This is a genomic window from Neptunomonas marina (genome assembly GCF_004005935.1).
GTDB lineage: Bacteria > Pseudomonadota > Gammaproteobacteria > Pseudomonadales > Balneatricaceae > Neptunomonas > Neptunomonas marina.
In genome coordinates this window covers 1-13,111 of the sequence record NZ_SACQ01000006.1, presented here as the reverse complement: position 1 = coordinate 13,111, position 13,111 = coordinate 1, and the positions used below count along the sequence as shown (strand labels likewise).

The 13,111-nt window shown below is 50.7% G+C and carries 13 protein-coding genes and 1 rRNA gene; 6 read left to right on the top strand and 8 right to left on the bottom strand.

The features are described from left to right. Nucleotides 1-7: 7 nt before the first annotated feature. From EOE65_RS12730 to glyA, 4 genes are all read right to left on the bottom strand, one after another. On the bottom strand, nt 8-679 hold the full coding sequence (locus EOE65_RS12730) for a riboflavin synthase (RefSeq protein ID WP_127694711.1): 672 nt from the start codon (nt 677-679) through the stop codon (nt 8-10). 5 nt (nt 680-684) lie between these two features. Then, nucleotides 685-1,788, bottom strand: a complete 1,104-nt coding sequence (ribD, locus tag EOE65_RS12725) for a bifunctional diaminohydroxyphosphoribosylaminopyrimidine deaminase/5-amino-6-(5-phosphoribosylamino)uracil reductase RibD (RefSeq protein ID WP_127694710.1) — start codon at nt 1,786-1,788, stop codon at nt 685-687. Further along, nucleotides 1,789-2,268: a transcriptional regulator NrdR gene (gene nrdR / locus EOE65_RS12720; protein ID WP_127694709.1), complete on the bottom strand. Its 480-nt coding sequence runs from the start codon at nt 2,266-2,268 to the stop codon at nt 1,789-1,791. Nucleotides 2,269-2,379: 111 nt separating this feature from the next. Further along, on the bottom strand, nt 2,380-3,636 hold the full coding sequence (gene glyA, locus EOE65_RS12715) for a serine hydroxymethyltransferase (protein ID WP_127694708.1): 1,257 nt from the start codon (nt 3,634-3,636) through the stop codon (nt 2,380-2,382). A gap of 210 nt (nt 3,637-3,846) precedes the next feature. On the opposite strand from glyA, the gene EOE65_RS12710 reads away from it, so the two are divergent. The 3 genes from EOE65_RS12710 (at nt 3,847) to EOE65_RS18255 (ending at nt 6,447) form a co-directional block, all read left to right on the top strand. Next, nucleotides 3,847-4,209, top strand: a complete 363-nt coding sequence (locus EOE65_RS12710) for a glutaredoxin domain-containing protein (protein ID WP_127694707.1) — start codon at nt 3,847-3,849, stop codon at nt 4,207-4,209. Nucleotides 4,210-4,295: 86 nt separating this feature from the next. Continuing rightward, nucleotides 4,296-5,954, top strand: a complete 1,659-nt coding sequence (ettA, locus tag EOE65_RS12705) for an energy-dependent translational throttle protein EttA (protein WP_127694706.1) — start codon at nt 4,296-4,298, stop codon at nt 5,952-5,954. 118 nt (nt 5,955-6,072) lie between these two features. Beyond that, complete coding sequence (locus tag EOE65_RS18255; RefSeq protein WP_240656991.1) at nt 6,073-6,447, top strand: PilZ domain-containing protein; 375 nt, start codon at nt 6,073-6,075, stop codon at nt 6,445-6,447. A 139-nt stretch (nt 6,448-6,586) separates the two neighbouring features. Here EOE65_RS18255 and radA read toward each other — a convergent pair whose 3' ends face one another. Continuing rightward, nucleotides 6,587-7,954, bottom strand: a complete 1,368-nt coding sequence (gene radA, locus EOE65_RS12695) for a DNA repair protein RadA (protein ID WP_127694704.1) — start codon at nt 7,952-7,954, stop codon at nt 6,587-6,589. A 140-nt stretch (nt 7,955-8,094) separates the two neighbouring features. Between radA and EOE65_RS12690 the strand changes: the two genes are divergently transcribed. After that, nucleotides 8,095-9,369, top strand: a complete 1,275-nt coding sequence (locus EOE65_RS12690) for an O-acetylhomoserine aminocarboxypropyltransferase/cysteine synthase family protein (protein ID WP_127694703.1) — start codon at nt 8,095-8,097, stop codon at nt 9,367-9,369. 82 nt (nt 9,370-9,451) lie between these two features. Here the strand turns inward: EOE65_RS12690 and EOE65_RS12685 are convergent, their stop codons facing one another. Next, nucleotides 9,452-9,901 (bottom strand): acyl-CoA thioesterase, encoded by a 450-nt coding sequence (locus EOE65_RS12685; RefSeq protein ID WP_127694702.1) that lies wholly within the window; start codon nt 9,899-9,901, stop codon nt 9,452-9,454. Between the two features lie 104 nt (nt 9,902-10,005). Here EOE65_RS12685 and EOE65_RS12680 point away from each other — a divergent pair, with 104 nt between their 5' ends. After that, a complete protein-coding gene (locus EOE65_RS12680) occupies nt 10,006-10,884 on the top strand; it encodes a LysR family transcriptional regulator (protein WP_127694701.1) in 879 nt (292 codons plus the stop codon). A gap of 53 nt (nt 10,885-10,937) precedes the next feature. On the opposite strand, the gene hemE is transcribed toward EOE65_RS12680, so the two are convergent. Further along, nucleotides 10,938-12,005: a uroporphyrinogen decarboxylase gene (gene hemE, locus EOE65_RS12675; protein ID WP_127694700.1), complete on the bottom strand. Its 1,068-nt coding sequence runs from the start codon at nt 12,003-12,005 to the stop codon at nt 10,938-10,940. Between the two features lie 176 nt (nt 12,006-12,181). Between hemE and EOE65_RS12670 the strand changes: the two genes are divergently transcribed. Beyond that, nucleotides 12,182-12,910 (top strand): helix-turn-helix transcriptional regulator, encoded by a 729-nt coding sequence (locus tag EOE65_RS12670; RefSeq protein WP_127694699.1) that lies wholly within the window; start codon nt 12,182-12,184, stop codon nt 12,908-12,910. A 106-nt stretch (nt 12,911-13,016) separates the two neighbouring features. Here EOE65_RS12670 and rrf read toward each other — a convergent pair. Beyond that, nucleotides 13,017-13,111 (bottom strand): 5S ribosomal RNA (rrf, locus tag EOE65_RS12665); the annotation flags it as partial.

Sequence of the window (13,111 nt, the reverse complement as noted above, 5' to 3'; positions counted from 1 at the left end):
CGCGCGTTTAGCGCTTCATAAAACCATGTTCTGCAAGCTTGCTCAGCGTTAAGCCCGATGACTGCTCAGATTCAGCATGATCATCTTGCCCTGCCAGCAATAAACGCTCCATGTAGCGTGCAATAATATCCACTTCAAGGTGCACTTGCGTGCCCACTTGGTACTGTTCGATCAATGTTTCCTGTGCGGTGTGCGGCACAATATTAAGCGCAAACGTGCGGCCTGAAACACTATTGACCGTCAGGCTTACACCATCCACCGTAATCGAGCCTTTGGCCGCAATATATTTTGCAATCGCCGCGGGGGCCTCAACGGAGAAATAGATAGAGCGCGCATCTGCTCTTCTCTCAACGATCGTGCCGATGCCATCTACGTGTCCTGTCACAATATGTCCACCTAGGCGGCTCGTTGGCATCAACGCCTTCTCTAGATTCACGCTATCGCCGATTGCAAGTGCTTCAAGACGTGTATGAGCCAGTGACTCACGCGATACGTCCGCCCAAAAGCCATCGCCGGGCAGTTCAGTGGCGGTTAGGCACACTCCGTTTGTCGCGATACTATCACCGAGTTGCACATCGGTCAGATCTAGCGCTCCGGTACGGATATACAAGCGCATATCCCCCTGAACGTCTTCACGTGCAGCAACGGTACCTACCGCCTCAATAATCCCCGTAAACACCCTGTCTAGCCCCTCTGTGCCAAGCGATATGTCAGCCGTAAGTCATCACCAAATTGGCGGACATCTGTTAATTCTAGTCGTTGTTGCTGCGCCATTGCTTCTAGTGGCAACTCCACTAGCGGACGCGCATGAGAACCCAGCAGCGTTGGCGCCATAAAGACCACCAGTTCATCAACTAAACCTGCGGCAACAAAGCCACCGGCTAATACGGCACCCGCTTCGATAAGGATCTCATTGCACTGTTCCTGTTGACCTAAGTAGTCCAACACCCAGGCCAGATCAATCGACGCCTCCGATAGCTGCGCCGCGACACGCTCTGCGCCGCTACGTTCAGCATCGCTAGTAGTCATCCACAAGGTGCGTCCGGATTGCTGTAAAATGCGTGCATTCGGGCTTAATTGGCCTTGGCGATCTAACACCACACGCAAAGGTTGACGCTCAGCAACCTGCTCCGCGTTGGCTAAGCCAAGCTCGGCAGCGCGTACCGTTAACGCAGAGTCATCATGTAAAATGGAGCCAATGCCCGTTACCACCGCACAGCTGCGCGCCCGCAAACGCTGCACTGCTTGGCGCGCCGGCGCACCAGTAATCCATTGCGATTCACCACTGCGCATCGCCGTACGGCCATCTGCGCTCATCGCAAGCTTCACGCGCACCCAAGGGCGTCCCGTGGTCATACGTTTAATGAACCCAGGGTTCAGTGCTCTTGCTTCATTCTCGAGCAAGCCCACCTCGGTAGCGATACCCGCCTCGTTGAGCATCGCGATGCCGCGACCATTGACCTGTGGGTTTGGATCACCCATCGCGGATACCACACGGGCGACTCCAGCTTGGATCAGTGCTGCTGCACATGGCGGTGTGCGTCCAAAGTGGCTGCATGGTTCTAACGTTACGTAGGCGGTTGCGCCCTTTGCCGCAGCACCCGCTTGGCGCAACGCATTGACCTCTGCGTGACCTTCACCCGCACGAACATGGTAGCCCTCGCCAACGATTGTCTCGCCATGCGCAATCACACAGCCAACCCGTGGATTCGGCGATGTCGTATAAATACCTTGGCGCGCGAGCTGGATTGCTCTTGCCATTAGCTGTCGATCAAGATATGGATTCATTTAGCGCTCTAGCTCCTTAGCGGCAGACTCATCACCGGCGAGGCGGTCAATCTCCGCTTTGAACTCATTAATATCTTGAAAGCTACGGTATACGGAGGCAAAGCGAACATAAGCCACCTGATCGAGTTTGCGGAGCTCTTCCATCACCGCCTCTCCCACTTGCCGTGAGGGCAACTCCCGCTCACCGGTTGCGCGCAACGAGTGTTTGATACGATTGATGCAGGCTTCTATGGATTCAATGCTGACAGGACGCTTTTCCAGCGCTCGTTGGATACCACCGCGCAGCTTATCCTCATCAAAGGGCTGGCGAGAGCCATCGGCCTTAATCAGGCGCGGCATCAGAAGTTCGGCAATTTCGAAGGTCGTAAAGCGCTCATGACAGGCACTGCATTCGCGGCGACGCCTGATCTGCTGGCCTTCAGCGACTAAGCGGGAATCAACGACTTTCGTTTCCGTTTTTCCGCAAAAAGGACAATGCATATCAATTTCCTGCCATAAAAGAGCGTTAGCGCCGTGCGCTGCAAATAAAGAGCGAGATACGAAAAAAGGCGACACCTAAGTGTCGCCTTATTATTCTAACCGATTCAGTGGTTATTTATAAACGGGGAAACGCGCACAGATATCGAGTACCTGGCCTTTCACACGCTCAATCACTGACTCATCATTGATGTTATCAAGTACATCACAGATCCAGTTAGTCAGCTCAGTTACTTCAGCTTCTTTGAAGCCACGACGCGTCACTGCCGGTGTACCGATACGTAAGCCAGAGGTGACAAACGGAGAGCGTGGATCGTTAGGCACTGAGTTTTTGTTTACCGTAATGTTGGCACGACCAAGGGCAGCGTCGGCATCTTTACCTGTGTACTCTTTATCGATGAGATCAACCAAGAACAGGTGGTCTTCTGTACCTTCTGAAACGATTTTGATGCCACGCGACATGAAAGTCTCCGCCATCGCTTGAGCATTCTTAACCACTTGCGCTTGGTAAACTTGCCACTCTGGCTCAAGTGCTTCTTTGAAACATACTGCTTTCGCCGCGATGATGTGCATCAACGGGCCGCCTTGAGATTCTGGGAAGACAGCAAAGTTAAGCTTCTTCTGCAGGTCTTCATCAGCACGAGCAGAAACGATCAAGCCACCACGTGGGCCACCCAACGTTTTGTGCGTTGTTGTCGTTACAACATCAGCAAACGGTACCGGTGATGGGTAAACGCCTGCAGCAACCAAACCTGCAATGTGTGCCATATCAACAAACAGATATGCACCAACTTTGTCTGCGATATCGCGGAAACGCTGCCAATCAACGATACGTGAGTAAGCAGAGAAGCCTGCAACGATCATTTTTGGCTTATGCTCAACTGCCAAACGCTCTACTTCATCGTAATCGATCTCACCCGTTTCTGGGTGCAGACCGTATTGAACTGCATTGTAGATACGGCCAGAGAAGGATACCGCAGCACCGTGAGTCAAGTGGCCACCGTGCGCCAAGCTCATACCTAGAACTGTATCACCCGGCTTGCAAAGCGCCATGTAAACCGCTGCGTTTGCTTGTGAGCCAGAGTGCGGCTGAACATTGGCGTAGGTTGTACCGAACAGCTCATTAGCACGCTCAATGGCAAGCTCTTCTACCTTATCAACGTACTCGCAACCACCGTAGTAGCGCTTGTTGGGATAGCCCTCAGCGTATTTGTTTGTCAGTGCGGAGCCTTGAGCCTCCATTACACGTGGGCTCGTGTAGTTCTCTGACGCGATCAGTTCGATGTGCTCTTCCTGACGCGTGGCTTCAGCTTCCATCGCTGACCATAGATCAGCGTCAAAGTCGGCAATTGACATATCTTTGCTAAACATAGCTATCCCCTAAAATGACAGGCCCGACCGATAAAAAGTGAGCGTTACCGGCCTTTGGAAAGGGGCGCATTATACTCTCTTTTGGAGGCAAAACGCACTTGAAACTCGGTCAATTTATCACGAATCCCATTCATAAATTCGCATCGGCTTAGCTCGCCCCGTGAAGAGTGCTAGAATATGCGCCTTTCTAACTAACCGAGATGGTAAAGCATGGCTGTTATTCGTTGGATTTTAGGCAAAATCATCTTATTGATCGACTTCATTACAACTCCTAAAGGGATCAAGCGCAGCGCCGAAGCTCAGCAAGCGGTTGACGCAGCGACCCAAGACTTAGCGCTCTATCAGTTTCAAGCATGTCCTTTTTGCGTCAAAGTGCGCCGCCAAATGAAGCGTTTGTCACTCAATATCGCCCTACGCGACGCGAAGAACGATACCAAGTACCGCGAAGAGCTGCTTCAACAAGGCGGCAAAGTGAAAGTGCCGTGCCTGAAGATAACTGAGACAGATGGCAGTGTGCGCTGGCTTTACGAATCGAATGATATCAATGCGTACCTCACCGAGCGCTTTGGCTAAACCGAGGCTTGAAAGTCGCATTCACAGGCGTGGACAGGTAAAATCCGCACTATCTTTTTAACCGATTTTCTATTTGCTGAGGGCTTATGGCACAGTACGTTTACTCGATGAACCGCGTGGGCAAGATCGTCCCACCAAAACGCGAGATTTTAAAAGACATCTCCCTCTCCTTTTTTCCGGGCGCCAAAATCGGCGTATTGGGTTTAAATGGCGCGGGTAAATCTACCCTTCTCAAAATCATGGCAGGTATCGATACCGATATTATCGGTGAAGCACGCCCAATGCCCGGCATCAACGTGGGCTACCTGCCCCAAGAGCCAGAGCTGGACGATAACAAAACCGTTCGTGAGATTGTTGAAGAGTCAGTTGCTGATGTAAAAGCGGCGCTGGATGGCCTTGAGCAAGTCTACGCAGCCTATGCAGAGCCCGATGCAGACTTTGACGAGCTAGCAAAAAAGCAAGCCGAGTTTGAGAACCTGATCCAAGCGAAAGATGGCCACAACCTAGAAACCGCGCTCGAACGCGCCGCTGATGCGATGCGCCTACCGGCGTGGGATGCCAAAGTTGAGCACCTATCAGGCGGTGAGCGCCGCCGCGTTGCGCTATGCCGTTTGCTGCTTGATAAGCCAGATATGCTGCTGTTGGACGAGCCAACCAACCACTTGGATGCAGAATCTGTCGCGTGGATCGAACGTTTCCTACAAGAGTACCCGGGCACTGTGGTTGCGATCACCCACGACCGTTATTTCTTGGACAATGCAGCAGGCTGGATTTTGGAGCTGGACCGTGGCCGCGGCATCCCTTACGAGGGTAACTACTCCTCATGGCTAGAGCAGAAAGAGAAGCGTCTAGAACTAGAAGCGAAACAGGAAGCGGCGCACCGTAAATCAGTTGCCTCCGAGCTAGAGTGGGTTCGCCAAGGCTCGAAAGGCCGCCAGTCCAAATCCAAGGCGCGTTTGAAGCAGTTCGAAGAGATGAACTCGAAAGAGTTCCAAACACGCAACGAGACGCAAGAGATCTATATTCCACCTGGCCCTCGCCTAGGCGATAAAGTGATCGATGCAAACAACATCTCTAAAGCGTACGGCGATAAAGTCCTCTTTGAAGACCTGAGCTTCTCAATTCCGCAAGGGGCCATTGTCGGCATCATCGGTGGTAACGGTGCGGGTAAATCCACACTCTTCCGCATGATCGCAGGTGAAGAGCAACCGGATTCTGGCACTATCGAGATCGGCTCTACCGTCGAATTGGCCTACGTAAATCAGTCACGCGACCTCAGCGGCGATAAGACTGTCTTTGAAGAGCTTTCTGATGGTCAGGACATTATCACTGTGGGCAATTATCAAACACCTGCTCGCGCATACTGTGGTCGTTTCAACTTCAAAGGTGGCGATCAACAGAAGCAAGTCAGCGAACTTTCCGGTGGTGAGCGCAACCGCTTACACATGGCTAAACTGCTGAAAGCGGGCGGCAACGTACTGCTGCTTGATGAGCCTACCAACGATCTTGATATCGAAACACTGCGTGCACTAGAGGAAGCACTGTTAGCCTTCCCGGGCTGTGCCGTTGTGATCTCGCACGACCGTTGGTTCCTTGACCGTATCTGTACACACATGCTGGCCTACGAAGGTAACTCACATGTCGAGTTCTTCGAGGGTAACTACACCGAGTATCAAGCGGATTACAAACGCCGTTACGGTAAAGAGCACCAGCCAGAGCGCATCAAATACAAGCGCATCAGCTAATTCGCTGATCTTGGCGGCAGCACGCATCGCTGCCGCCTCTCTCCCCTCTTTATATCGCCATTTTCCAATCTGCCTTCTATACTCAGTTGATAGAAACGCTATAGGTAGGAGAAGGAAAGTGACGGAACAGATTCCAGAACGCCGCCGTTTTACCCGTATTCACTTTGATGCACGCTGCATACTGCGCCGCGGTGCCGACGAGTGGGATGTACGGCTTGCTGATATTTGCTTCAAAGGCGCCCTGACCGAAATACCAGAGGAAGGGATCGACTTGGCCGTCGGAGATGCCGCTGAGTTAATGATTCAGCTTGATCCAGAGGAGGCGGTGATCGATATGCCGGTGGTACTTAACCATAAGATTGGTAACTACCTAGGGTTTCAGCTCCAACGTATCGATATCTCGAGCATGACACATCTACGCCGCTTGGTTGAACTCAATCTTGGCGATCCAGACTTACTGGAGCGCGAGTTAGACCATTTATATCACGACTAAAACACAAAGCGGGGTATGGAAGATGGCGTCAGATAAACTGACGCCAGAAGGACTGAGAGTTGCTTAATTTAGCGCTCTGTTATCATCATCTTATCTAAGGCTTGCATATCACCGATATCACTGAGGGTCATGCGGGGCGTTAGAGCGCGTCCAATGCGTCTGCTAAGCGGCTAACGCCAACGATCTCAATGCCATCAATACCCTCTTTCGGGACGTTGCCTTTGGGCACAATGGCGCGCTTGAAGCCATGTTTAGCCGCTTCTCGGATCCGCTCTTGGCCGTTAGGTACTGGCCGAATCTCACCCGATAGACCCACTTCACCAAACACCATCAACGACTGGGATAGTGCGCGATCACGGAAGCTCGACACAACGGCTAAGAGCAAGGCGAGATCGGCGCTTGTCTCCAGCACTTTGACGCCCCCCACCACATTGACAAACACGTCTTGATCACCAGTATGCAGACCGCCATGACGGTGCAATACGGCAAGCAACATCGCTAAGCGGTTAGACTCAAGCCCGACGGCGACTCGGCGTGGGTTGTTCATATGTGACTCGTCCACTAGAGCTTGTATCTCAACCAGCAGCGGGCGCGTCCCTTCCCATACCACCATGACTACACTGCCAGGGCTCGGTTGCTCGCCGCGGTTCAAGAAGATGGAGCTTGGGTTTTTGACCTCTTTCAAGCCGTTTTCAAGCATTGCAAATACGCCCAACTCGTTCACGGCACCAAAGCGATTTTTGTGTGAACGAAGGGTACGAAAGCGGCTATCTGATGAGCCTTCAAGCTGCAAAGAGCAATCGATCATATGCTCAAGCACCTTCGGCCCTGCCAAACTGCCATCTTTTGTGACATGGCCTACCAGAAATAGTACGGTTCCGGTTTGCTTAGCGTAGCGGGTTAGGTCTGCGGCGGATTCACGTACTTGTGCAACGGAACCCGGTGCTGACTGTATCTCAGCCATATGCATCACTTGAATGGAGTCAATAACCATGATCTTTGGCTGCAGCTGCGTTGCTGTTTGGCAGATCGCCTCAACGCTGGTTTCAGATAGCATCTGTAGCGCATCGGCTGCTAACCCTAAGCGATGGGCGCGCATGGCAACTTGCTGCAGTGACTCTTCACCCGTGACATAAAGTGCCGGCTGCGTTTGCGCCAGATAGCACATAATCTGCAGCAGCAGCGTACTTTTACCAGCACCTGGGTGACCACCAATTAAAATCGCAGAGCCGGGTACTAACCCTCCTCCGAGTACGCGATCGAGTTCTTGGGTACCGGTACCGATACGAGGCATATCTTTGAGATCAACATCGGCAAGTTTGACAACACGCTGGCTGGTCTCGCCAGCATAACCATCAAAGCGCGGTTTGGCCGCTGCGGCTTTCGCGGGTGCCACGCGCATCTCAGTGAGCGTATTCCACTCTTTGCATGCACTACATTGACCTTGCCATTTGGTGTAGTCCGCTCCGCATTCGGTGCAAACATAGGCAGTTTTGGCCTTTGCCATGAGGATCTCCTGATAACTATTATGAATAGCATTCTACCTAACCTGTATAGAAGTCATCTAGTTAAGCGTTTTTTTGATGCGGGATTACCATTACAATCGAAAGCATCAATAAAAAAGACAGCCCCACCAAGGAGAGTTTAATGAAGCTGGAAACCATTGCCGTTCATGGCGGTTACTCACCAGACCCAACAACAAAGTCTGTTGCAGTGCCTGTTTATCAGACCACTTCTTACGCGTTTGACGACGCCCAGCACGGCGCAGATCTATTTGATCTAAAGGTGCCTGGTAACATCTACACGCGCATCATGAACCCAACCACCGATGTGCTAGAACAGCGCGTCGCACAGCTCGAAGGTGGGGTTGCTGCATTGGCGGTTGCATCGGGTATGTCAGCCATCACTTATGCGATCCAAACATTGGTCGAAGTGGGCGATAACATCGTTTCTACGAGCGAGCTTTATGGCGGCACCTACAACCTGTTCGCACACACGCTACCTCGCCAAGGGATTACCGTGCGCTTCGCCAACAAAGATGACTTCGATGCGATCGAAGCTCAAATCGATGAAAAAACGAAAGCCCTTTACTGCGAATCGGTGGGCAATCCATCCGGCGGTATTGCTGACATAGAACGCCTTGCAGAGATCGCTCATCGTCACGGTGTACCACTGATTGTTGATAACACGGTACCAAGCCCACTCATGTGGCGCCCTATCGAGCACGGTGCAGATATCGTTGTACACGCTGCAACCAAATATATGGGCGGCCACGGAAACTCCATTGGTGGCGTTATCGTCGACTCAGGAAAGTTCCCTTGGGCTGATAACGCGGAGCGTTTCCCGCTGCTCAACACACCTGATGTGTCTTACCACGGTGTGGTATATACCGAGGCCTTTGGCCCTGCTGCGTTTATTGGTCGTTGCCGTGTCGTTCCTTTGCGTAACATGGGTGCTGCTCTTTCACCCATGAACGCATTCTTGCTACTACAAGGCTTAGAAACTCTGGCGCTGCGTATGGAACGCATCAACGAAAACACGCAAAAAGTTGCTGAGTTCCTAGCACAACACGATAAGGTCAGTTGGGTTAACTACGCCGGCCTTGAGAGCCATAAAGATCACGCATTGGCTCAAAAATACATGCAGGGTAAGGCGTCTGGCATCTTGAGTTTTGGTTTGAAGTCAGGCCGTGAGGGTACACGCCAGTTTTACGATAAGCTGGAGGTATTCCTGCGCCTAGTAAATATCGGTGATTGCAAATCGTTAGCTTCAATCCCTGCAGAGACAACGCACCGCCAGTTGAATGATGAAGAGTTGAAGTCGGCAGGCGTGGCGCCTGAGATGGTTCGCCTATCAGTGGGTATCGAGCACATCGATGATCTGCTGGCAGACCTTGAACAAGCGCTTGCAGCAGCAGGCTAAAAAAGGCTGGATTCGCAGGTGGCGATGCCTGCGAATCCAGACAAGCTTGGTAAGACAGCTATCTCACCAGGTAGAGATCTCGTTAATCAAATAGTTCTGGCGTCATCGGCTCATTGTTCAACATGAACTGTCGATACCTTTCGGGAATCTCGGCTTTCCCTCCCGCCTTATAGTTCACGCACACAACAACAGCTTCCCCTTCTGCAGCAACCGCTTGGTGCTCCACGCTGTAAACAATATGCTCCATCACAAATCGGTCCTGTTCAATGCGCGTAACACGCGTAGCGCTTATCACATTGCCGGGAAACGTTAGTGGAATCCGATAACGGATACGGGAGTCCCTTAAAATTGGGCCTACGCCTTCCTCATCCTTGATCGCGACATAATCACATGCTTCGAAATACGCCATGCGAGCACTTTCAAACCAGCGTAGGTAAACCAAGTTGTTCACATGCTGGAATGCATCCATTTCGCCCCAGGCGATAGGTATCTCTAACCGGACAGGAAAGCGTTCTAGAATTTCTTGGCCCATACTCACCTCGAGCAACTGATTGCATGAGCTCTTATTAAGACGTAACCTTTAAAATAAAGGAAATCTTTTAATCTTATCCAAAGAATAAAAATAATTTATACACTATGGAAATCAGACAGATCCGCTATTTTTTAGCCGTTCAAGAAACGGGCAGCTTTACTGGCGCTGCAGAGAAACTCTTTGTTACCCAGCCAGCACTTTCGGCGGCCATTAAATCGCTTGAAGAGGAGCTAGGTGCTCAGTTGCTGCGCCGTGGCCACAAGAAAGTGACCTTAACCCCTGAAGGTCTGCGCTTTCGCGATAGAGCGTTCGCTATTATTGCCGAGTGCAATGCGGCCAAGAGCGAGCTGTCTAGCGAGTCCGCGCAGCGCATGTTACGTATGGGTGTCCTCAATACACTTAATACTAAGCCGATCAACCAGTTGATCTATCATTTCACGACAACCTATCCTGACATCGAGCTGCACCTAGAAACAGGCACTAAAGACATCCTCGCGCACAAACTCGGCCAAGGAAAAGTCGATGTACTGCTTACCTCACTCTCAGGGGAGGAAGCATCAGAAACGATCATGCCAATCTATCAAGAACGCTTCCAACTGCTGCTATCTCGCCAACACCCTTTGGCCAACCGCTCTAGCGTCCGGCTCGCCGACTTACATAAATTACCTTTTGTATTGCGTAAAAACTGCGAGGTACTCAATGAAGGGAAGCGGGTGTTTTTAGCAGAGCAAGCGCAGCCGCATATAACATGCCGTACCGATGACGATGCGTGGACCCTCATGATGGTTAGAAATAACCTTGCTGCGGCGATTATGGCAGAGACCGTTTTACAAGATGGTTTAGTATCCATCCCAATCATCGATTTTGGCTTAGTACGCAATGTGGGATGTCTGTGGCGTATGCACAGTGATCACGAGACTGTTCGCTGCTTCACACAATTCGCGGCGCAATCTCTAGCACAACTGGATCTTCAGGCTAGCTAAAATAGAAAGGATTGCAGCAGCTATCATGGGCAGCCGCTGCAATGAGGTGCCTATCAGTTCTGGTGGTACTTCGCACTCAGTTCATGCACAGCATCTACGAAAACCTTTGCATGTTCTGGGTCGACAAATTGGTGGATACCATGGCCGAGGTTAAATACATGACCATTTCCTGTACCGAAGCGGCTCAGGATATCTTCAACTTCCGAGCGAATACGGCTCGCTGGTGCGTACAGTACCGAAGGATCCATATTACCTTGCAACGCTACTTGGCTACCGACGCGCTCACGTGCATTACCAATATCAGTGGTCCAATCAAGACCTAACGCATCAGCGCCGGCATTAGCCATTGTTTCCAGCCATTGGCCACCGTTTTTCGTGAACATGATCACGGGTACTTTACGACCATCGTACTCACGAATAAGGCCTGAAATAATTTTTTGCATGTAGGCCAGCGAAAACTCCTTATACATTTCGCCGCTCAATACGCCACCCCACGTATCGAAAATCTGTACAGCTTGCGCACCGCTGCGAATCTGCTCATTCAAGTAATCCGTCACAGAGATCGCAAGCTTATCAAGCAAGGCGTGCATCACGTCTGGCGTAGCAAACATCATCTTCTTGATATGGCGGAAATCTTTAGAAGAGCCACCTTCTACCATATAGGTTGCCAGAGTCCACGGACTACCGGAGAAGCCAATCAATGGTACACGCCCCGACAAAGCACCGCGGATCTCTTTAACCGCATTCATTACATAATCAAGATCGGTACTCGCATTCGGAATCGGCAACGCCGCCACATCTTCCTCTGTACGAATGATCTTTTTGAATTTGGGACCTTCACCTTGTTCAAAGTAAAGCCCGAGATCCATTGCATCTGGAATAGTCAAAATATCAGAGAAGAGAATCGCGGCATCCAGTTCATAACGCTCTAAAGGCTGAATCGTGACTTCGCACGCCAACTCTCTGTTCTTACACAGGCTCAGAAAATCTCCGGCTTGCGCACGTGTCTCGCGGTACTCTGGTAAATAGCGTCCTGCTTGGCGCATCATCCATACAGGCGTTACGTCAACCGGCTCGCGCATCAATGCACGTAAGAAACGATCATTCTTCAGTTCTGACATCAATCAAACCCAACATCTAATTAGCGTAAATAACGGATGATTCTACCGATTTTTGCGTAGAAAAGCCCCCAAATTCCTTGCAGAAGATCAAGCAAGGGACGCAAAATTCACCCTTAAAAGCTGATGAGTAACACTTTTTTCTGTACAATTCGCGATCAATTCAAAATAGTTGAACTATGCAAACAGATACATCACTGATCTCATTACCCGAAACAGCAAACCAGCATGATCACCGCTATCACCAGCTCGTGTTTGGTTTCGAGGGAAATACAGAGTTTGATATCCAAGGACAAGGCCGCAAGGTCAGCCTAGGTCAAGGCTGCTTAGTGCCCTCGACAACGGGTCATGCATTTTGTGGTGTGGGCAATAATCGTATCGTTGTGATTAACGTGCCAGAAGCTCTAGCTGAAACTCAGCAATTATTCGATAAGGCTAGCTACTTCACGCTAGATAGCCAACGCACCATTCTTTTACAAGCAGTAGCACAAGAGATGCAGCAAGCACACGCCATGTTGCAAAATGTATGTGGGCAAATGCTCTTGTGCGCCACACACAACTTACTGAGCAATCGAACTCATATACGTGCAACGCAAGCATTAAATCTCGATATCATCGATCAACATATTGCTCTGAATTTACATCGCAAAATCAGTGTTGAGGAGTTAGCAGCTTTGGTTTTTTTAAGCAGCAGCCACTTTCATCACCGCTTTAAGCAGCTGACACACGTGACTCCTCTCCACTACATTACGACAAAGCGAATAGAAAGAGCCCAAGCCTTATTGAAAGAAGGCATGCCTGTAGCCAATGCTGCGGCAGCGACCGGCTTCCCTAATCAGAGCGCCTTTACTCATACCTTCAAGCAACACGTTGGCATCACACCTGCTCGTTACCGCCTATCAGCCTAAAGCTTTAAGACGCCACTTATACATTAAGCGTTTTGACACCCACTTTATTTTTTCTAGACAATATAAAAAGCCCTGACCGTTACCGATCAGGGCTTCCTAATTAAAAGCTTGGCGATGTCCTACTCTCACATGGGGAAACCCCACACTACCATCGGCGCTAAATCGTTTCACTTCTGAGTTCGGGATGGGATCAGGTGGGTC